The 19,631-nt window shown below is 72.2% G+C and carries 15 protein-coding genes and 1 tRNA gene; 3 read left to right on the forward strand and 13 right to left on the reverse strand.

Annotated elements, in window-relative coordinates; genetic code table 11:
* Positions 1 to 153 precede the first annotated feature (153 nt).
* The 5 genes from ACFY1T_RS08250 to ACFY1T_RS08270 all read right to left on the reverse strand — a co-directional run bounded on the left by ACFY1T_RS08250 (position 154) and on the right by ACFY1T_RS08270 (position 6,241).
* Positions 154 to 912, reverse strand: a complete 759-nt coding sequence (locus ACFY1T_RS08250; RefSeq protein ID WP_390787486.1) for a MerR family transcriptional regulator — start codon at positions 910 to 912, stop codon at positions 154 to 156.
* 94 nt (positions 913 to 1,006) lie between these two features.
* Entirely contained in the window at positions 1,007 to 1,519 is a 513-nt protein-coding gene (locus tag ACFY1T_RS08255) for a DinB family protein (protein WP_390787487.1), read from the reverse strand.
* Between the two features lie 95 nt (positions 1,520 to 1,614).
* The gene (gene mrdA / locus ACFY1T_RS08260; RefSeq protein WP_390787488.1) at positions 1,615 to 3,696 is read right to left on the reverse strand and encodes a penicillin-binding protein 2; all 2,082 of its coding nucleotides are present in this window, start codon (positions 3,694 to 3,696) and stop codon (positions 1,615 to 1,617) included.
* A gap of 119 nt (positions 3,697 to 3,815) precedes the next feature.
* Positions 3,816 to 5,273 carry an aldehyde dehydrogenase family protein gene (locus ACFY1T_RS08265; RefSeq protein WP_390787489.1) on the reverse strand — a complete coding sequence of 486 codons (1,458 nt, stop codon included), beginning with the start codon at positions 5,271 to 5,273 and terminating at the stop codon, positions 3,816 to 3,818.
* An 89-nt stretch (positions 5,274 to 5,362) separates the two neighbouring features.
* Positions 5,363 to 6,241 carry a helix-turn-helix transcriptional regulator gene (locus tag ACFY1T_RS08270; RefSeq protein ID WP_051805887.1) on the reverse strand — a complete coding sequence of 293 codons (879 nt, stop codon included), beginning with the start codon at positions 6,239 to 6,241 and terminating at the stop codon, positions 5,363 to 5,365.
* Positions 6,242 to 6,608: 367 nt separating this feature from the next.
* Here ACFY1T_RS08270 and ACFY1T_RS08275 point away from each other — a divergent pair, with 367 nt between their 5' ends.
* Complete coding sequence (locus ACFY1T_RS08275) at positions 6,609 to 7,151, forward strand: ATP-binding protein (protein WP_390787490.1); 543 nt, start codon at positions 6,609 to 6,611, stop codon at positions 7,149 to 7,151.
* A gap of 188 nt (positions 7,152 to 7,339) precedes the next feature.
* On the opposite strand, the gene ACFY1T_RS08280 is transcribed toward ACFY1T_RS08275, so the two are convergent.
* Positions 7,340 to 7,576: a DUF397 domain-containing protein gene (locus ACFY1T_RS08280; protein WP_030868010.1), complete on the reverse strand. Its 237-nt coding sequence runs from the start codon at positions 7,574 to 7,576 to the stop codon at positions 7,340 to 7,342.
* 290 nt (positions 7,577 to 7,866) lie between these two features.
* On the opposite strand from ACFY1T_RS08280, the gene tatA reads away from it, so the two are divergent.
* Positions 7,867 to 8,040, forward strand: a complete 174-nt coding sequence (gene tatA, locus ACFY1T_RS08285) for a Sec-independent protein translocase subunit TatA (RefSeq protein WP_390787491.1) — start codon at positions 7,867 to 7,869, stop codon at positions 8,038 to 8,040.
* 9 nt (positions 8,041 to 8,049) lie between these two features.
* Here the strand turns inward: tatA and ACFY1T_RS08290 are convergent, their stop codons facing one another.
* The gene (locus tag ACFY1T_RS08290) at positions 8,050 to 9,222 is read right to left on the reverse strand and encodes a DUF2786 domain-containing protein (RefSeq protein WP_390787492.1); all 1,173 of its coding nucleotides are present in this window, start codon (positions 9,220 to 9,222) and stop codon (positions 8,050 to 8,052) included.
* Between the two features lie 86 nt (positions 9,223 to 9,308).
* Here ACFY1T_RS08290 and ACFY1T_RS08295 point away from each other — a divergent pair, with 86 nt between their 5' ends.
* Positions 9,309 to 11,045: a bifunctional 3'-5' exonuclease/DNA polymerase gene (locus ACFY1T_RS08295; protein ID WP_390787493.1), complete on the forward strand. Its 1,737-nt coding sequence runs from the start codon at positions 9,309 to 9,311 to the stop codon at positions 11,043 to 11,045.
* Positions 11,046 to 11,052: 7 nt separating this feature from the next.
* Here ACFY1T_RS08295 and ACFY1T_RS08300 read toward each other — a convergent pair whose 3' ends face one another.
* The 6 genes from ACFY1T_RS08300 to tmk all read right to left on the reverse strand — a co-directional run bounded on the left by ACFY1T_RS08300 (position 11,053) and on the right by tmk (position 19,629).
* Positions 11,053 to 11,529, reverse strand: coding sequence for a GNAT family N-acetyltransferase (locus tag ACFY1T_RS08300; protein ID WP_390787494.1), 477 nt, complete (start codon positions 11,527 to 11,529; stop codon positions 11,053 to 11,055).
* Positions 11,530 to 11,533: 4 nt separating this feature from the next.
* A complete protein-coding gene (locus ACFY1T_RS08305) occupies positions 11,534 to 12,748 on the reverse strand; it encodes a serine hydrolase domain-containing protein (protein WP_390787495.1) in 1,215 nt (404 codons plus the stop codon).
* Positions 12,749 to 13,109: 361 nt separating this feature from the next.
* Positions 13,110 to 13,183 (reverse strand) — tRNA-Thr (locus tag ACFY1T_RS08310).
* 136 nt (positions 13,184 to 13,319) lie between these two features.
* Positions 13,320 to 14,885, reverse strand: coding sequence for an alpha/beta hydrolase (locus ACFY1T_RS08315; RefSeq protein WP_390787496.1), 1,566 nt, complete (start codon positions 14,883 to 14,885; stop codon positions 13,320 to 13,322).
* 169 nt (positions 14,886 to 15,054) lie between these two features.
* Complete coding sequence (locus ACFY1T_RS08320; RefSeq protein ID WP_390787497.1) at positions 15,055 to 16,266, reverse strand: DNA polymerase III subunit delta'; 1,212 nt, start codon at positions 16,264 to 16,266, stop codon at positions 15,055 to 15,057.
* 102 nt (positions 16,267 to 16,368) lie between these two features.
* Complete coding sequence (gene tmk, locus ACFY1T_RS08325) at positions 16,369 to 19,629, reverse strand: dTMP kinase (protein WP_390787498.1); 3,261 nt, start codon at positions 19,627 to 19,629, stop codon at positions 16,369 to 16,371.
* Positions 19,630 to 19,631 lie beyond the last annotated feature (2 nt).

Here is a 19,631-nt window from a genome sequence, read left to right on the forward strand (position 1 = left end):
TCCGGGCTCTCCTGGATCTGGGGGTGTCGCGGCGGGCGTCCGCGGGTGCGCCGGACAAGACGGCGGTTTCAATTATCAACGCACAGGACCCCCTCCCGGTTCCAGGTACCGGGAGGGGGCCATGTGGGGAACACGAGGCTGCCCGGACGGGCCCTACACGCTGCGGACGGCGTTCGCGAGGATCGCGTCCCGCACGTACACCGCCAGGCCGGTCCGGATCTTGTCGTAGTAGGCCGTGAAGCGCTCGTCCGCGACGTACATCTCCCCCAGGCACGTGTGCATCTCGTGCGAGCAGGTGTAGCAGTTGCGGTCGATCCAGCCGCGGTGCTCCTCGGCCACGTCCATGGCCTCCTCGCAGTCCGCGGCCGCGCCGGAGTCCAGCAACGCGGCGAACCGCCGGTTGATCTCGTCCGCCTCGTCCTGGAAGCGCTTCCAGTCCTCCTTCGTGAAGCCGGCCGCCCGGCGGGCGGACTCCTTGTACGCGTCCGTGTTCCCCCAGCGCCGGTGCGCCTCGTCCGCGTACCGGTCGGGGTCGAAGTCCCCGAAGACCTCGAACTTCTCCTCGGGCGTGAGGTTGATGCCCATCTTCTGCGCCTCCATGGCGTGCTCAACGGCCTCGGCCATCTGCTGGAGCCGGGCGATCCGGTCGGACAGGAGGGCGTGCTGCCGGCGCAGGTGCTCCCTCGGGTTCGACTCCGGATCGTCCAGCAGGACCGTGACCTCTTCGAGCGGGAAGCCGAGCTCCCGGTAGAACAGGATCCGCTGCAGCCGGTCGAGGTCGGCGTCGTCGTAGCGCCGGTGACCCGCACTGCTGCGGCTGCCCGGGGAGAGCAGGCCGATCTCGTCGTAGTGGTGCAGGGTGCGCACCGTCACTCCGGCGAATCCGGCGACCTGTCCCACGGAGTAGCTCATGGTTTCCGCTCCTTCGGTCGGTACGCCCTTCACTCTGGGTCCTCACGCCGCGTGAGGTGCAAGTCCGCCCCGAAGGTCCCCGCCGGAGCCGCCGCTATCCCATCGCCTTGGTGCCGTCGAGGGACTCGCGGATGACGTCCGCGTGGCCCGCGTGCCGGGCGAACTCCTCCACCAGGTGCAGCAGCATCCAGCGCATCGAGACCTTGGCGTTCTCGGGGAACCAGGGCGCCGGCGGCAGCGGGAAGGTCTCGTCCAGGCTGGGGAGGTCCCGTACGAAGGCGACCAGCTCGGCCGTGACCCCGTCCCAGAAGGCCTGGACGGACTCGAGGGTCTCGTCCCCGACGAGCCGGAAGGCATCGGCCCAGGACTCGGGGCTCTGCTCGGTCTCGTCCGCCCGCCCCTGCGCCATCCGCAGCCAGGTCAGCTCGACCCCGGCCACGTGCTTGACCAGCCCGGACAGCGACAGCTCGCTGGCGCTGGGGCGGCTCGCCGCCTGCTCCGCGGTCAGTCCGGCCAGCGTTTCGCGGATCGCCGTGCGCTGGGATTCGACGAAGAGCAGGAGCGTGCCGCGCTCGTCGCCCGGGACCTCTTCGGAGATGTGAGCCATGACCAACCGCCTCTTTCGTGGGTCTTCCCGCTGACAAGGAACACGTTACGAAGGGTCGCGGTCAGGTTCTGTCCTCAATCCCGCCGGTGTCGGGCCTAGTTTCCGGCACCCTCCGGGCGGATGGCAGGGAGCTCGGTCTGCGGCTTGGGGAGGAGCGCCTTGGACAGGTCCTGGGCGCCCTTCTCGTCGAGCCCGTACATCGCCTCGTAGATCTTGCGGACCGCCGGCCCGGAAGCCCCGGAGCCCGTACCGCCCTGGGAGATCGTCATGACGATCGCGTAGTCCTCGGTGTACGAGGCGAACCACGAGGTGGTCTGCTTGCCCTGGACCTCGGCCGTACCGGTCTTCGCGTGCATCGGGATCTGCTTCTGCGGCCAGCCGCCGAAGCGCCAGGCCGCGCTGCCGGTCGTGGCCACCGAGGCGAGCGCGCCGTCGATGTCGTCGCGCAGTTCCTCGTCCATCGGCAGCCGGCCCTGCTCCTTCGGCGCGATCTCCTTGACCGAGGTCCCGTCGGCGCTGACGACCGCCTTGCCGATGCTCGGCTGGTGCATCATGCCGCCGTTGGCGATGCCCGCGTAGATCGACGCCATCTGGATCGGGGTGACGAGGGTGTCGCCCTGGCCGATCGAGTAGTTGATCGCGTCGCCCTCGCGCAGCTGGTTGCCCTGGCGGCAGTTCTCGTACGCGATCTTCTCCGCGTACGAGCCGTCCTTCTTGCCGTCCCGGCACCAGGCGGCCTTGTTCGCCTCGAAGAAGTCCTTCTTCCACTGGCGGTCGGGGACCCGGCCGTTCACCTCGTTCGGCAGGTCGACGCCGGTCGCCTTGCCCAGCCCGAACTCGTGGGCCGTCTTGTAGAACCAGTCGCTCGGGTCCTTCTTGGGGTTGATCCCGCCGTCCTTCTTCCACTCCTTGTCCGCGATGCCGTAGTAGACGGTGTCGCAGGAGACTTCGAGGGCCCGGCCGATGGTGATGTCGCCGTAGCCCTGTGATTCGAAGTTGGTGAAGGTCTGGCTGCCGACCGAGTACGAGCTGGGGCAGCCGTACCGGCCGTTGAAGGGGTACCCGGCGTTCACCGCGGCGGTCGAGGAGACCACCTTGAAGATCGAGCCGGGGGCCGCCTGGCCCTGGATCGCCCGGTTGAGCAGCGGGTAGTTGGATTCCTTGTCGGTGAGGGACGCGTAGTCCTTGGCGGAGATGCCGCCCACCCACGCGTTCGGGTCGTACGTCGGGTTCGAGGCCATGGCCACGATCCGGCCGGTCTTGGCCTCCATGACGACGACCGCACCCGAGTCGGCCTCGTAGTTCTTGTGCGTGATCTTGTCGTACGTCTTGCGCGCTTCGACCATCGCGCCGTTCAGCTCGCGCTCGGCGACCGCCTGCACGCGCGAGTCGATCGAGGTGACGATGTTGGAGCCGGGCGTCGGCTTGTCGGCCTGCGCCTGCCCGATGACGCGCCCGAGGTTGTCCACCTCGTAGCGGGTGACGCCCGCCTTCCCGCGCAGCTCCTTGTCGTACGTGCGCTCCAGGCCGGAACGGCCCACCTGGTCGGAGCGCAGGTACGGGGAGTCGGTCTTCTTGGCCTTGGTGATCTCCGCATCGGTGACGGGCGAGAGGTAGCCGAGCACCTGCGAGGTGTTGGCCCCGTCGGGTCCGGCGTAGCGGCGCAGGGCGGTCGGCTCGGCGGTGATGCCGGGGAACTGCTCGGCGTGCTCCCTTATCTCCAGCACCTGGTCCGTCGTCGCCTCGTCGGTGACGGGGATCGGCTGGTACGGGGAGCCGTTCCAGCACGGCTTGGGGGTCTTGGCGTCGCACAGCCGGACACTGTTGACCACCTCGTCCGGGTTGAGGCCCAGGACGCCGGCGAGCCGGGTCAGGACGTCCTTGCCCTTGTCCTTCATCTTGGTGAGGTCGGTACGGCTGGCGGAGACGACCATGCGCGTCTCGTTGTCGGCGAGGGGCACCCCGCGGGAGTCCAGGATCGAGCCGCGCACGGCGGGCTGGACGACCTGCTGGGTGTGGTTGTTCTTGGCCTCGTCCGTGTACTCCTGGCCGTTGCGGACCTGGAGGTACCACAGGCGTCCGCCCAGCGTGAGCAGCAGGGAGAAGACGACCACCTGGATGACGACCAGGCGGTTCTGGACCCGGGGCGTGCGCCCCGTCTCCGGAATGTTGCTCAACTCAGGACTCCCCCGGAACGCTGCCCGCCACTGACTCGCACGAGTCTAGAGCGACCCCGGAAGGAGAGACGAGGCCGGAAGTGGATCAGGGGCCGGAAGGGCGCCGGTGTCAGCCGGTGTCAGAAGGGGAAAGTGCTGCGGCCGTGCTGCACCGAGATCCACTTCTGGGTGGTGAAGGCCTCGATCGTGGCCTCGCCGTTCAGCCGGCCCAGACCCGAGGCCTTCTCCCCGCCGAACGCGGCGAGCGGCTCGTCCCCGATGGTCGAGTCGTTGACGTGGATCATCCCGGTCTCGATCCGCTGCGCGAACCGCACGCCGCGCTCCACGTCCCGCGTGTGCACGGCGCCGCTCAGCCCGTACGGGGTCGCGTTGGTCAGCCGTACCGCGTCGTCCTCGCCGTCGAAGACCACCAGCAGCGCCACCGGGCCGAAGATCTCCTGCCCGAGCAGCGGGGAGTCCTCGGGCAGGCCGGCCAGGACGGTCGGCTCGACCAGGTTGCCGCGCGTAGACCCGCGTACGAGGGCCTGGGCGCCGGATTCGACGGCCTGGTCCACCAGCGCGGTCAGCGCGTCGGCCTGGAAGGAGTTGATCAGCGGGCCGATGTGGGTGTCGGCCTCGTGGGGGTCGCCGGTCTTCAGGCTCCGCACGCGGGTGGTGAACTTCTCGGTGAACTCCTCGGCGATCGAGGCGTCCACGAGGATCCGGTTGGCGGCCATGCAGACCTGGCCCTGGTAGACGAAGCGGCTGAAGACGGCCGCGTCCACCGCGTAGTCGAGGTCGGCGTCGTCGAGGACGACGAGCGCGCTGTTGCCGCTGAGCTCCAGGACGGTCCGCTTGAAGTGGCGGGCGGCGACGGAGCCCACGTGCCGGCCGACGCGGTCGGAGCCGGCGAAGGAGATGACCTTCGGGACGGGGTGGGTCAGGAGCGCGTCGCCTATCTCGGCGATGTCCGTGACCAGCACGTTGAGGAGTCCGGCGGGCAGGCCCGCGTCCTCGAAGATCTTGGCGATGACCCCGCCGCCGACCACGGGTGCGTTCTGGTTCGGCTTGATCACCACCGCGTTGCCCAGGGCCAGGGCCGGGGCGACCGACTTCAGGGTGACCAGGAAGGGGAAGTTGAACGGGCTGATCACGGTGACGACGCCGACCGGGAGGCGCTGGACCCGGTTCTCCTTGCCGTCGACCGGGGAGGCGAGGATGCGGCCCTCGGGACGGATCGCCAGCTGGATCGCCTCGCGGATGAACTCCTTGGCGAGGTGCACCTCGTACTCGGCCTTGGGACGGGTCCCGCCGAGCTCGTCGATCATCGCCTCGATGATCTCCTTCTCGCGCTCCTCGGTGATGCGCAGGGCGCGTTCCAGGACGGCGCGTCTGGCGTAGGGGCTGGTGGCGGCCCACTCTCTCTGGGCACGCTCGGCACCGCGGTAGGCCCGGTCCACCTGCTCGACGGTGGCCACGGTGATGGCCGCGAGCTTCTCCCCGTTGTACGGGTTGACGTCGATGATGTCCCACGAACCGGTGCCGGCCAGCCATTCGCCGTCGATGTACTGGTGAGCCAGGTCGTCGAATATGGACATGCCATCCCTTACTGCGAGCGCGCACCCGTGCGCTGCACCGGAGACCGATCGGTCATCATGCACTGATCAGACGTCATACTACGTGCGAATCAAGACAGTTGGAGCAGTCCGCGGAGAAGATCCCGCGTCCGGTCGGCATCGGGGCAGTCGGCCTGGAGCCTCTCCATCGCCCTTTCGTACTGCGCGACTTCCTCGTCTTTGTCCAGGTAGAGGGCGCTGGTGAGCTGCTCCAGGTAGACGATGTCCTGGAGGTCGGACTCCGGGAAGCGCAGCAGGGTGAAGGCTCCGCTCTCGCCCGCGTGGCCGCCGAAGGAGAACGGCATCACCTGGAGCTGCACGTTGGGCCGCTGGGAGACCTCGATGAGGTGCTCCAACTGGCCGCGCATGACGTCGCGGTCGCCGTACGGGCGGCGCAGGGCGGCCTCGTCGAGGACGGCGTGGAAGACCGGGGCGTTCTCGGAGACGAGCACCTTCTGGCGTTCCAGGCGCAGCGCGACGCGGCGGTCGATCTCGGCCTTGGTGGCGCCGGGCATGCCGCGGCTGACGACGGCCTGGGCGTACGCCTCGGTCTGCAACAGGCCGTGGACGAACTGGACTTCGTAGATCCGGATGAGCGAGGCCGCGCCCTCCAGGCCGATGTACGTCTGGAACCACCCGGGCAGCACGTCGCCGTAGCTGTGCCACCAGCCGGCCGCGTTGGCCTCGCGGACGAGCCCCAGCAGGGACTCCCGCTCCGCGCCGTCCGTGACTCCGTAGAGCGTGAGGAGGTCCTCCACGTCCCTTGCCTTGAAGCTCACCCTTCCCAACTCCAAGCGGCTGATCTTCGATTCGGATGCGCGGATCGAGTAGCCGGCCGCCTCACGGGTGATGCCGCGGGATTCTCGGAGTCGCCTGAGCTGAGAGCCCAGGAGGATGCGGCGCACCACAGAACCGCTTGCTTCTGCGGTCACTAGTCCTGCCCTCCCCATCGCCATGTGTACGCGTGGTCTGCGCGTGATGTGCGTCGCCGGGGCCCCCGCACCCCAGGCCCCGCAGTCTGCCACCAAAACGCATCGGTCCGTACTCGTTCTGTAACGGAATCCCGGCTCCCGGAAAAGAAGTCCGTAAGTATGCGTAGGAAGAAATGAGCAAGAACCATCACGGGAGTGGACAGGTCCGGCGCGTGCACGTGCATCTGCCCTTGCATCCAGCTTCTGCATTCGGAACGATGGTGCCGCGCACCTGCGTGCTCTTTCGCGCCGGCGCCGGACCCACCCCGCAGTTCTTTCTGGACGGAGCGCGCCGCTCCGCCCGCGAATCCCGGGAGTGCCTCGCATGGGGACGAATGGATCGACCATGCTCGAGCCGTTACGGCAGGGGCTGCCCCCGGTCGACCCCACGGCTGTCTCCGGGTCCGCCTCCTGCGCTCTGCCCGCCCGCTTCGAGGCGGTGCGGGGCGCCCGTTCGTTCACCCGGTCGACCTTGTCGCAGTGGGGTCTCGACGAGCGCTTCGACGACGTGGCCCTGGTGGTCTCCGAACTCGTCACGAACGCGCTGCGCCACGCCCTGCCCGACGACGCCGGGGTCGGCGCCGGTTCGGGCCCGGCCTCGGGGCACGGGTCCGGGACGGGTTCGGGCCTGGGCCCGGGCGAGCCGGAGCCGACGGTGCGGCTGCACCTGATGCGGTGGAGCACCCGCCTGGTGTGCGCGGTGCGCGACCCCAGCGAGGACCGGCCGGGCGGATCGTTCGCGCCGGAACGCACGCAGGAGAACTGCGACCTGGAGTCGGGGCGCGGACTGTTCCTCGTGGACGCCTACAGCGACAGCTGGGGCTGGCATCCGCTCGCGGGCCGGCTGACCGGCAAGGTCGTCTGGGCGCTGTTCATGCTGCCCGAGTAGGGCGGCGGGGCGCGGGGCACCAGGCGCGGGGCCGGTGCTCGGGGCCGGTGCTCGGGGCCGGGGGCTCGGGGCCGCAAAAGGGACTTGGCGATGGAGACTGGCCGGGGTTGATCATTGCGATCAGTCCCGGCCAGTGCACGTGCATGGCTTGATCAGCGCGCCGTTCCTCCGGCCGTCCCTCCGGCCGCTCAGGCGATGAGGTGGTCGAACTCGCCGTCCTTGACGCCCAGCAGCAGCGCCTCTATCTCGGCCGGCGTGTAGACGAGCGCCGGCCCGTCCGGGAAGCGCGAGTTGCGCATGGCGACAGCGCCACCCGGCAGCTTGGCGAACTCGACACAGGAACCTTGCGAGTTGCTGTGTCTGCTCTTCTGCCAGGTCACTCCGTCGAGTTCTGCAGCTGCCATCCCGTTGTACGCGTGGTCCACAGGAAGCCCCCGATAGTGCAGATGTCAACTGCACCGGATCATAGCTGTGTTCATAAGCGCATGCATGGGCAGATGCACGTGCACGCGGAGGGTGCTGCCCCGATCACTGTCAGGGAAGAACTCGGGTGGATCAGGGGCGAATCAGACCCTTATAAAGCCTGGATCAAGCTCCGGTCGGCGGCGGGGGCCGTCCGCCCTTCAGGCCTTCTTCAGATTTGTCCGTACGCGGGCGGCGCTGTTCGATGGTCGGGACCGCACCGGAATTCCCATCACCCGTAAGGGGACCGCGCATGCTCCGCAACGCCCTTGAGCCCTGGCACCTGATCCTGCTCCTCGTGGTCTGCGTACTGGTCTTCGGCTCGAAGAAGCTGCCCGACATGGCCCGCTCGGTGGGCCGGTCGATGCGCATCCTGAAGTCGGAGACGCAGGCCCTGCGGGGCGAGGGCGACGGACGGCGGCACTGAGCGGCAGCACTAACAACGCGGGAGCGGTGGCCTCCCGGTCGCCATGTGGGCCCGGTCGGCGGCTGCGGTGCCGTCCTCCCAGCCCGCGTGGTCGGTGGCACCGCGCAGCCGGGTGGTGGTGGTCCGGGGGAACATCTCGTCCGCCCGGGAGGTGACGGCGACGTCGCGGGCCACCAGGGCGGGCAGGTTGCCGGGGGCCTCGGCCACGGTGTGCTCGGCGGTCTCGGCGAGGCGCTGGCCGAGCCGGCTGGCGTACGCGAGCAGGAAAGACTGCCGGAAGGTCTTGGTCCGCTTCCGCCCGCCGGAGCGCTGCGCGGCCTCGGCACGTGTCATGGCGGCGGTGCCCTGCACGAGCAGGGACGTGTAGAGCAGCTCGACGGCTTCCAGATCGCTCTCGAACCCCACCACGGTGGAGAACTCGAAGGCGCTGTTCCACACCGCCCGACACCGGTTGGCGGTGGCCACGGCGTCGAGCAGCACCGCCTTCGCCTCCTCGTAGGGGGCCTCGACCCCGATGCGGCAGGCAGCGGGCAGCTGTGCGGGCCCCTTGCCGCTCGCCGCGAGCACGGCCTCGTCGACGGTGTGCCGGGCCATCAGCTCCTGCGCCTTGGCACTGAGCGCCTCGGCCTCCTCCGGGAAGTTGGTCGCCTCGGCCTTGGCGAGCAGCGCCCGGATGCGCGAGAGCATGCGGGGCTCGATGTGCGCGTGCTCCAGGGCGTCGCCGACGGGGTCCCCGGGCAGTGGCCCGACCGCCTCGATGGAGGGCAACCGGATCAACAGCCGGAACACCTCGAGCACGGCGGTGGCCAGGCTGAACCGATCGCTCTTCTCCCGCCGCACGAGGGCTTCCCCGTACGCGCGGTCGTCTCCCCACCACACCTCGGCGTCGGTCCACCGCTCGGGCAGCCGGGCGTACCGGCGCGCCTCGGCGGCGATCAGGTCGCCGGTGATCCGCAGGTGCCGGTCGCCGAGGTCCCGCCCCACGAGCCGGAGCACATCGGCGGGCTGCCACCCCCGCTCCCAGGCCTGGCGTACGTACGCCTCCCCGCGCGCCAGCAGCTCCCGCCCGACCTCACCCCACTGCCCGCCGTCCCCGACGAGCACCGAGGCACCGGCGTCCAACCCGGCATCGTCCTGGCTGTAGAGCGCGGCCTGACAAGCCCGATCGACAATCTCTCTCACCACCCCAGCTTGTCACGCCCCGCCCACCCCGCCCCCGGCGCGCCGACCAGGCCGGACTGTCAGCCCCCGGTGGGACACTCGCACCCATGAGCGACCCCATCCCCCACTGGGCCCTGGCCGAAGCCCCCGACGGCCTCTGGCACGCGATGCCGCTCACCCCCGCGCCCGCCACCCCCGGCACGCCCACCGCCCCCGCCGCCGCGGTCGCCGGCGCAGACCACCTCACCTTCGAAGACCCCGCGGAGGCGATCCGCTCCGCCCCGGCTCCCACCCGCTGGATCTGGCGCAGCACCACCGCCGTCTACCCCCGTCTGCTGGCCGCGGGCGCCCGCGTCGACCGCTGCCACGACATCGAGGACGCCGAGCTCCTCCTCCTCGCCCACGAAGGCCGCTCCGGCGAACCCCGCTCGGCCGCGGCCGCCTGGGCCCGCCTCACCGGCGCCCCCGTGCCCCCCGATCCCCCCGCCAGATCGGCCGCCCCCACCGCCCAGACCCAGGCCCAGGACTCCCTCTTCGACCCCCGTCCCGCCTTCGTCCCCCTCCCCCTCGAGGCCCTCGTCGCCGTCTACCGCGACCAGGCGAAGCGCACGGCCGCCACCGCCCACCCCGACCGCATGCGCCTGCTCACCGCCTCCGAGTCGGCGGCCTTCCTCATCGCCGCCGAAATGCAGCGCGCCGGCCTCCCCTGGCGCGCCGACGTCCACCGCGCCCTGCTCACCGAGCTCCTCGGCGAGCGGTACGCCGGCGGCGGCGAGCCCCGCCGCCTCGCCGAGCTGGCCGAGGAGGTCTCCGCCGCGTTCGGCCGCCGCGTGCGCCCCGACCTGCCGGCCGATGTCATCAAGGCCTTCGCCGAGGCCGGGATCCGGCTCAAGTCCACCCGCCGCTGGGAGATCCAGGAGCTCGACCACCCCGCCGTCGAGCCGCTCCTCGCGTACAAGAAGCTGTACCGGATCTACACCGCCCACGGCTGGTCCTGGCTCCAGGACTGGGTCCGCGACGGCCGCTTCCGCCCCGAGTTCGTCCCCGGCGGCACCCTGACCGGCCGCTGGGTCACCAACGGCGGCGGCGCCCTGCAGATCCCGAAGGTGATCCGCAGGGCCGTCGTCGCCGACCCCGGCTGGCGGCTCGTCGTCGCCGACGCCGACCAGATGGAGCCGCGCGTCCTGGCCGCGATCTCCCGCGACCCCGCGTTCATGGAGGTGGCCGGGCGCCCCGAGGACCTCTACACGGCCGTCTCCCGCCAGGGCTTCTCCGGCGACCGTGACAAGGCCAAACTGGCCGTCCTCGGCGCCGTGTACGGACAGACCTCCGGCGACGGCCTGAAGAACCTCGCCGCCCTGCGCCGCCGTTTCCCGCAGGCCGTGGCGTACGTGGACGACGCCGCCAAGGCCGGCGAGGAGGGCCGCCTCGTACGGACCTGGCTGGGCCGGACCTGCCCGCCTCCGGTCGGCGCCGACGAGGACGGCGAAGCCGGCATCCCGCAGGACCGGGAGGAGGGCTGGACCCCGAGCTACGCCTCCACCAACACCCGGGCCCGCGGCCGGTTCACCCGCAACTTCGTCGTCCAGGGCAGCGCCGCCGACTGGGCCCTGCTGCTCCTCGCGGCCCTCCGCCAGGCCATCGCGGGCGCCGGGTTGCGGGCCGAGCTGGTGTTCTTCCAGCACGACGAGGTGATCGTGCACTGCCCGGCCGAGGAGGCCGAGGCGGTGGCCGCGGCGATCCGCACCGCCGGCGACCGCGCCGGCCGCATCGCCTTCGGCGACACCCCGGTCCGCTTCCCGTTCACGACGGCGGTCGTGCGGTGCTACGCGGACGCCAAATAGCGGGCCCTCACCCCGCCGCGCGGACCTCCGGTCCGTGGAAGTAGACGTGGAACTCCTCGCGTTCGAAGCCCTCCGCCTCGTACAGCGCCTGCGCGACGTGGTTGTCGTACGCCGTCTCCAGCTGCACCCCGGACGCCCCGGCCTCCCGCGCCCGGCGCAGCACCTCGCGCAGCAGCGCCCGCCCGGCGCCGGTGCGGCGGCCGGACGGTTCGACGTACAGGTCGCTCAGGATCCACATCGGCCGCAGGGCGAGGGAGGAGAAGGTCCGGTAGACCTGCGCGAAACCGACCGTGCCGGCCTCCGGCACGTCGGCGAGCAGGACCAGCGACTCGCCGGCCCGGATCCGCTCGGCGAGGAAGGTCCGGGGTGCGTCCGGGTCCTCGAGCTTCACCTCGTAGAAGTCGAGGTAGCCGCGGAACAGCGCACCCGCGACGTCGAGATCGTCCTGACCGGCAACGCGCAGCACCACACTCTGATCGCTCATTCCCTCAGTGTGCGGTAACGGACTGGGCGGGCAGCGAGAAGACGTGGTCCGGGGTGACGACCTTGGTGATCGCCTCGCCGAACAGGGTGCTGGGCTCGGAGCCCTGGTAGGAGATGTCGGTGTTCAGCAGCACCACCAGCGTGGCCTTGGCCTGCGGCAGGTAGACGGTCAGCGACTGGTAGCCGGGCAGGGAGCCGTTGTGGCCGATCCAGCCCTGGACGTTGAAGATGCCCAGGCCGTACCCGGTGCCCGGCAGCGCCTGGACCACCTTCAGCCGCTCCGCCTGGGTGGCGGGCTTCAGCAGCGTGCCCGTGGCCACGACCTTCGCCCAGGTCTTCAGGTCGTCGAGGTCGGAGATCATGGCTCCGGCGGCCCAGCCCCAGGAGGGGTTCCAGTCGGCCGAGTCCTCGGTCTTCCCGGTGGCGGTCTGGTCGGTGTAGCCCTGGGAGTGCGGGGTGGGGAACTCCGCCCCGACGGGGAACAGGGTGTGGCGCAGCCCGGCGGGGGCGACGACCTTCTGGTTGATGTAGTCGTTGAGCCTCTGCCCGGTCTGCTTCTCGACCACCAGCCCCAGCAGGATCAGGTTGGTGTTGCAGTAGTAGAACTTGGCGTTGGGCTCGAACAGCACCGGGTGCTTGAAGGAGTACCCGAGCAACTCCTGCGGGGTGAAGGGCCGTCGGGGATTGCTCGTCAGGGCTTTGAAGAAGTCCTCGTCCTCGGAGTAGTTGTACAGCCCGCTCCGCATCCCGGCGAGCTCGCGCAGCGTGATCCGGTCCCCGTTGGGCACCCCGGACACGTACTTGCCGATGGGGTCGTCCAGCTTGACCTTCCCCTGGTCGACGAGCTGGAGCAGGGCGGTCACGGTGAAGGTCTTGGTCTCGCTGCCGATGCGCATGTACATGTCCGTGGCGATCGGCCGGCCGGTGGCCTTGTCGGCGACCCCGAAGGCCCGCACGTACGAGCCCTTGCCGGGGGCCGAGAGCGAGACCATCACCCCGGGTATCTTCGCCTGGCTCATCACCTTGAGGACGGCATCGTCCAACTGCCGCGCGACTGCGGGTGTGAGCTGCGGGAACTCCTCATCGGCCGCGACCGGGGCCGATGCCCGGACGACGCTCGCCGCCGGCGGGGACTCCAACGCGTACCCCACCCCGAGCGGCACCACCACCAGCCCCACGGCGACCACCCCCACCGCCGCTCTACGCACCCGTGTAGACATGCCGACCTCCTACCACGCGTAGCCCAGGTCCAGCCTTCCCAAAGTAGCCCCACCCCCACCCCCCAGCGACCGGGCCCCGGCCGCCCCACTCGCAAGCACCGGCCGATCACAAGGGGTAGTGGACGGCGATCGGCGCGGCGGGGGTGTCGGCTTCGCCTTCGGAGGCGGCACGCGCATCCGGAGCGAGTCCCGGGCGGAGCCGCCAACTCCGGCCCGGCGCAAGGGGCCCGGCAGATCAACCACGCGACGGGCACGCGATGGGCACGCAGAACGGCGCGCCACACATCAGGTCCTTGCCCCGGCCTGGGGGGAAATAGCAAAAGCCCCAGGTCACGGCGAGTGAGTCCTGGGGCTTCCACAGAGCCGCCTTCGGGATTCGAACCCGAGACCTACGCATTACGAGTGCGTTGCTCTGGCCAACTGAGCTAAGGCGGCACCGCTGGTTAGACAAGTGTTCCCTTGGAGAGGAGCTCTCATCAGCAGCGGCGCCAAGTCTACAGGCTCGAACGGGGTGCCCTGAACCGCATTGCGCGGGGTGGGACGTGTGTCACATACCGGGTGTATCCGGGCGTCACGCGCACTTCTTGCCGTCCTTGGGCGCGGTCCCCTGCAGGAGGTACGCGTTGATCGCCGTGTCGATGCAGGTGCTGCCGCGGCCGTACGCGGTGTGGCCGTCGCCGTCGTACGTGAGCAGGACTCCCGAGTCGAGCTGCTGCGCGAGTGCCTGGGCCCACTTGTACGGGGTCGCCGGGTCGCGGACCGTGCCCACCACCACGATCGGCGGGGCGCCCTTCGCGGTCAGGGCGCGCGCCTCGCCGGTGGCCTTCACCGGCCAGTACGCGCAGTTCAGCGAGGCCCAGGCGAGGCCGGCCCCGAACACCGGGGAGGCCTTCTCGAAGGAGGGCAGGGCCGCGTCCACCGCCGCCGGGCCGGCGAAGGCGGGCGGCTGGTCGAGGCAGTTCACCGCGGCGTTCGCGAACATCAGGTTCGCGTACTTCCCGTCCGGCTCGCGCTCGTAGTAGCTGTCCGCGAGGCCGAGCAGCCCGGACCCGTCGCCGTTCATCGCCGCCGTCAGCGCCTCGCGCAGCTGCGGCCACGCGCTCTCGTCGTACAGCGCCGCGATCACCCCGGTCGTCGCGAGGGACTCGCCCAGCGGGCGGGCCGGATCGCCGCTGGGCACGGGCTGGGCGTCGACCTTGCGGAAGAACTCCTGCAGCCGCTGCGCCACCGCCTCCGGGCCGCCCTGGCCGAGCGGGCAGTCGGACTGCTTCGCGCAGTCCTTGGCGAAGGAGCGCAGCGCGGTCTCGAAGCCCCCTGTCTGGTCCCGGTTCATTTCGAGCGCCGGGCGGGAGGGGTCCATCGCGCCGTCCAGGACGAGGCGGCCGACCCGGCCCGGGAAGAGGTCCGCGTACGTCGCCCCGAGGAGGGTTCCGTACGAGGCTCCGACGTACGTCAGCTTCTCGTCGCCCAGCGCCGCGCGCAGCATGTCCATGTCGCGGGCCGCCTCGACGGTGGAGACGTGCGGCAGGACCCGCTGGGAGCGGGCCTTGCAGCCGTCCGCGAACTCCTTGAAGGCGGTCACCAGCTCGGCCCGCTCCGCGGCGTTGTCCGGCGTCTGGTCCACCTGCGTGAACTTGTCCATCTGCGGCCCGGTCAGGCACTCCACCGGACTGCTGCGGTCCACCCCGCGCGGGTCGAAGGAGACCATGTCGTACTGGGCGCGGACCGATGCCGGGTAGCCGATGCCCGCGTACGCCTGGAGGTACCCGATGCCGGAGCCGCCCGGTCCGCCCGGATTGACCACGAGCGAGCCCAGCCGCTTGCCCGGGCCGGTGGCCGGGCGGCGGGCCACGGCGATGTCCACGTCCTGCCCGGATTCGGGGTGCGCGTAGTCCAGCGGGGCCTTCATCGTGGCGCACTGGAACCCGGGGACACCGCAGTCGCGCCACTTCAGCTGCTGCTCGTAGTACGGGCGCAGCGCCGGCGGGACCGCCGGCGGAGCCGCCTGCGCGGCGGGCCCGGACGGGGAGGCTGCCGCCTGCAGGCCCCCCGAACCGTTCGAGGTGCACCCGGAGAGCAGCAGCCCGGCGGCTGCGATCACGGTTCCGGTGGTACGCAGCAGGCGACTGGTGTCCATCCTCGGAGCCTACGGCCTGCCGGGCGACCCGGCCGGGCGAGCGCACGCCGACCGGCCGACGGCCGCCCGGGGCCCGCCGCAGGCCCGCCCGGAGCCCGCACCGCGCGGCCCGACCTCGCCGGATCGCTCATACGGGTGAAGCGGTCAACGCGGCCGCCGCCGCGGGCGGTCAGCCCGCGCGCAGCGACATCGTCATCGCCTCGACCGCGAGGAGCGGGGCCACGTTGCGGTCCAGGGCCGTGCGGCAGGCGATGATCGCCTCGATCCGGCGCAGGGTGCGCTCCGGTCCGGACGCCCGGGCGATCCGGTCGAGGTCGGCCCGCAGCTCCTCGTTCGCGATCGCCAGCGAGGAGCCGAGCTGGAGGGCCAGCACGTCCCGGTAGAAGCCGGTGAGGTCGCTCAACGCCAGGTCGAGGGTGTCGCGCTGGGTACGGGTACGGCGGCGCTTCTGCCGGTCTTCGAGCTCCTTCATCACGCCCGCCGTGCCGCGCGGCATGCGGCCGCCCGTGCCCGCCCCGGCGCCGAGCGCGGCCCTCAGGTCCTCGGTCTCCTTCGCGTCGACCTCCTCCGCGACCTGCTTGGCGTCCTCGGCGGCGGCGTCGACCAGCTCCTGGGCGGCCTTGAGGCAGCCGCCCACGTCGTCGATGCGGAGCGGGAGCTTCAGGACGGCGGCCCTGCGGGTCCGGGCGGACTCGTCGGTGGCGAGCCGGCGGGCCCGGCCGATGTGCCCCTGCGTCGCGCGCGCGGCGGCCGCGGCGACGGCGGGCTCGATGCCGTCCCGCCGGACCAGCACATCGGCGACGGCCGCGACCGGCGGGGTCCGCAGGGTCAGATGGCGGCAGCGGGAGCGGATGGTGGGCAGCACGTCCTCCAGGGAGGGCGCGCACAGCAGCCACACGGTCCGCGGAGCGGGCTCCTCCACGGCCTTGAGGAGCACGTTGCCCGCTCCCTCGGTCAGCCGGTCGGCGTCCTCCAGGACGATGACCTGCCAGCGGCCCACGGCCGGGGAGAGCTGGGCCCGGCGCACCAGGTCGCGGGTCTCCTTCACACCGATGGAGAGCAGGTCCGTACGGACGATCTCCACATCGGCGTGCGTGCCGATCAGGGTGGTGTGGCAGCCGTCGCAGAACCCGCAGCCCGGCTCGCCCCCGAGGGCGCGGTCGGGGCTGGTGCACTGGAGCGCGGCCGCGAAGGCGCGGGCGGCGGTGGCCCGCCCGGAGCCGGGCGGGCCGGTGAACAGCCAGGCGTGGGTCATCTTGGACGCGGCGGGCGGCGCGGTCCCGGCCTCGACGGCGGTGACCAGGGCGTCGGCGTCACGGGCGGCGGCGGCCAGCTGCGCCTGCACCCGCTCCTGTCCCACCAGGTCGTCCCATACGGGCATCCCGCCCACCGCCTTTCACCGGCCGTCGTCGCCTCGGCCGTCCGTACCGCTCGTCCTGCTCCTGCCCGCCCCCAGTGTGGCGGGCGCCGCTGACACACCCCGTCAGCGCCGGCGCGGACCGCCCTCTTCGCCCTCGTCGTCCCGGCGCGGGCCGAGCAGCTCGTCCGCCAGCGTCGGCAGGTCGTCGAGCGGGGTCTCCTCGGCCCAGGCGGGCCGCGGCCGGCCCGGCCGCGCCGACTCGTCCTGTCGGTCCTGCCCGCCCGGGAGCCCGTCGGATCCGAAGACCGGGAGCTCGCGCGTGGCGTCCTCGGCGTCCCGGAAGATGCCCGGGGGCACCCGGTCGGCCGGGCTCTCCTCCGGACGCCGTGCCGTCGGCCGCTTGGCGGACCGGGCCGGGCCGGACGGGGCCTGACCGGCCGCGGGGCTCGTACGGGACGGGCGTACGGGCGGCAGGACCGCCGTCTCGTCGGTGGGGCCGGCCGGCGATACGGGCGGCAGGACCGCGGTCTCGTCCGCGGGGCCGGCCGGCGGAACGGCCGGCAGCACCGAGGTCTCCGCCGCCGGGTCGATCTTCGGCACCGGGACGGTCTGCGTCACGTCGTCCGGCTGGACGACCCGCTTGACCATCGGGGTCTCCACGGTCACGGCGTCGTCCGGCAGCGGATCCTTGGTCATCGCCACCTTGGGCGCCGGAGCCGCCGGAGCCGCCGGAGCCGGAGCAGGGGCCGCAGCCGGAGCCGAAGCCGCCGCTGCCGCCGCGGCCTGCGCAGCCGCCGCTGCCGCCGAGGCCTCCGCCAGCCGGCGCGCCTCCTCGGCCCTCAGCAGGGCCTCCTCCGCCCGCCGCTGCTTCTCCAGCCGCCGTTCCTCGGCCTCGGCGCGCAGCCGGGCCTCCTCCTCGGCCTGCCTGCGCAGCCGCTCCGCCTCCGCGGCGCGTGCCTTCTCCTCGGCCTCCGCGCGCAGCCTCTCGGCCTCGGCCCGGGCCCGGGCCTCCTCCTCGGCGCGCAGCCGCTCCTCCTCCGCCTTGCGGGCGGCCTCGGCCTCGGCCTTGATCCGGGCGGCTTCCGCCTCGGCCTTCAGCCGGGCTTCCTCCTCGGCGCGCAGCCGCTCCTCCTCCGCCTTGCGCGCCGCCTCTTCCGCGGCCCTGCGCCGGGCGTCCTCCTCGGCCTTGCGCCGGGCCTCGGCCTGGGCGGCCACCTCGGCCTCCGAGAGCGGAAGCATCCGGTCCAGGCGGTGGCGCACGACGGTGGTCACGGACTCGGGGTCCTGCCCGGCGTCGACCACCAGGTAGCGCCCGGGGTCGGCCGCGGCCAGCGTCAGGAACCCGGCCCGGACGCGCTGGTGGAACTCGGCCGGCTCCGACTCGAGCCGGTCCGGCGCCTCCGTGAACCGCTCGCGGGCCGTCTCCGGCGATACGTCGAGCAGCACGGTCAGGTTCGGGACGAGCCCGTCGGTGGCCCAGCGCGAGATCCGGGCGATCTCGGTCGGGGACAGGTCGCGCCCGGCGCCCTGGTACGCGACCGAGGAGTCGATGTAGCGGTCGGAGATGACGACCGCCCCGCGCTCCAGGGCGGGCCGGACGACGGTGTCCACGTGCTCCGCGCGGTCCGCGGCGTACAGCAGGGCCTCGGCGCGGTTCGACAGCCCGGCCGAGGAGACGTCGAGCAGGATCGCGCGCAGCCGCTTGCCGACCGGGGTGGCCCCCGGCTCGCGGGTCACGACGACCTCGTGGCCCTTGCCCCGTATCCAGTCGGCCAGCGCCTCGACCTGGGTGGACTTGCCGGCGCCGTCCCCGCCCTCCAGGGCGATGAAGAACCCGGCGTCGGAGGCGGCCTGCACCGGCTCCCCGCCGCGCAGCGCCTCGCGCAGGTCACGGCGCAGCGGTACGCCGCTGCGGTCGTCGGCCTTGGCGAGCACGACGACGGCGACCGGCAGCAGCAGGGCGCCGACGAGCATCAGGGTGAAGGCGGCCCCGCCGTGTTCGAAGACGACGTCCCCGGAGGCCAGCCGGTGCGGGCCGATGGCCGCGGCCAGGGCCGGGGCGAGGACGGCTCCGGTGCCCACGGCGACCCGTACGACGGCCTGCAGGTGCTCGGTGACCCGGGCCCGGCGGAACTCCTCGGTCTCCTGGTCGAGCAGGGTGTGCCCGGTGTTGGCGGCCACGCCCGCGGCGGTGCCGGCGAGCAGCGACAGGAACAGGACGGTCGCGGTGTCCGTGACCAGCCCGGTCAGCAGCAGCGCGAGCCCGGCCACGGCGATGGCGAGGGCCAGCAGCCGGCGCCGGGACAGCGCGGGCAGCACCTTGCCGGCCTGGGTGGCGCGGATGCCGACGGCGGTGCCGCCGAGCAGGGCCAGGACGAGCAGGGAGAAGGTGGCGGGGCCGCCGCCCAGGTCGAAGGCGTGCAGGACGGCGACGGCCGCCGCACCGGCCACGGCTCCGGCGACGGCGGCGCAGGCCAGGACGAGCAGCGGAATGGCCCCCGTACGCCCCTTCTCCGGGCGGTCCCCCGTCCTGGGGGCCCGCAGGCCCTCCAGCGGGGACCGCGGGCGCGGGGTCTTCGCCGCGGGCAGCACGAGCGGGAGCAGCAGCGACACGGACGCCGCGAAGAGGCCGGAGGCCACGTACGAGCCGAGGGCGGCCTGGTTCTCGGCGAACCAGTCCACGCCGAGGCCGAGGGCCTTGCCGACCAGGGTCGCGGCGAGCAGGACGGCGGCGGCGACGGGCAGCGCGGCGAAGGACGTGCGCAGGTTCAGCCGGCGCAGCGCGTCGAGGTGGTCGGGCAGCGGCCGTACGGTCGCCCCCTCGGGCGGCGGCGAGGGCAGCAGGGCGGGGGCCGCGCTGTCCTTGGACAGGGTCCACAGCCGCTCGGCGACGCCGGAGACGAAGACGGTGGCCAGCAGCGCGGTCAGCGCCTGGGCCGGGATCCAGTCGAGCCAGAGCGGGGCGACGACGAACAGGCCGAGCCGGACGCCGTCGGCTCCGATCATCGTCCAGCGGCGGTCCAGCTTGCCGCCGGCCTCCTTCGGAGCGAGGAGCTTGGCCAGCGGACCGAGCAGGACGGCGCCGAAGATCAGGGTGGCGAGGATCCGGACGGCGAACACGGCGGCGATCGTGAGGGCCCAGCCCTGGTAGCCGCTGCCGAAGGTCTCTTCGGAGACGGCCGTCTGGAAGGCCAGCAGCACCAGCACCAACAGGGCGAGGGCATCGCCGATGCCGCTCACCAGCTGGGCGCTCCACAGCCGGCGCAGCCTGGGGGTGCGCAGCAGGGCGCGCACCGCACGCTCGCGGGAATCCGCGGCGAGGGCTTCGTCGTAGGTGGGGTTCGCGGGGGCGGTCACGACCGTTGGCTGCTCGGCTCGCGTCATCC

This window comes from Streptomyces sp. NPDC001194 (assembly GCF_042896985.1).
GTDB lineage: Bacteria > Actinomycetota > Actinomycetes > Streptomycetales > Streptomycetaceae > Streptomyces.

Excerpts from the sequence above, each read along its gene's own strand:
- tatA (WP_390787491.1), top strand. The coding sequence starts at position 7,867 with ATGCTCCGCAACGCCCTTGAGCCCTGGCACCTGATCCTGCTCCTCGTG.
- ACFY1T_RS08300 (WP_390787494.1), bottom strand. The coding sequence starts at position 11,529 with ATGAGCGATCAGAGTGTGGTGCTGCGCGTTGCCGGTCAGGACGATCTC.
- ACFY1T_RS08265 (WP_390787489.1), bottom strand. The coding sequence starts at position 5,273 with ATGTCCATATTCGACGACCTGGCTCACCAGTACATCGACGGCGAATGG.
- ACFY1T_RS08250 (WP_390787486.1), bottom strand. The coding sequence starts at position 912 with ATGAGCTACTCCGTGGGACAGGTCGCCGGATTCGCCGGAGTGACGGTG.
- ACFY1T_RS08320 (WP_390787497.1), bottom strand. The coding sequence starts at position 16,266 with ATGCCCGTATGGGACGACCTGGTGGGACAGGAGCGGGTGCAGGCGCAG.
- ACFY1T_RS08275 (WP_390787490.1), top strand. The coding sequence starts at position 6,609 with ATGCTCGAGCCGTTACGGCAGGGGCTGCCCCCGGTCGACCCCACGGCT.
- ACFY1T_RS08255 (WP_390787487.1), bottom strand. The coding sequence starts at position 1,519 with ATGGCTCACATCTCCGAAGAGGTCCCGGGCGACGAGCGCGGCACGCTC.
- ACFY1T_RS08305 (WP_390787495.1), bottom strand. The coding sequence starts at position 12,748 with ATGTCTACACGGGTGCGTAGAGCGGCGGTGGGGGTGGTCGCCGTGGGG.
- tmk (WP_390787498.1), bottom strand. The coding sequence starts at position 19,629 with ATGACGCGAGCCGAGCAGCCAACGGTCGTGACCGCCCCCGCGAACCCC.
- ACFY1T_RS08315 (WP_390787496.1), bottom strand. The coding sequence starts at position 14,885 with ATGGACACCAGTCGCCTGCTGCGTACCACCGGAACCGTGATCGCAGCC.
- ACFY1T_RS08295 (WP_390787493.1), top strand. The coding sequence starts at position 9,309 with ATGAGCGACCCCATCCCCCACTGGGCCCTGGCCGAAGCCCCCGACGGC.
- ACFY1T_RS08270 (WP_051805887.1), bottom strand. The coding sequence starts at position 6,241 with ATGGGGAGGGCAGGACTAGTGACCGCAGAAGCAAGCGGTTCTGTGGTG.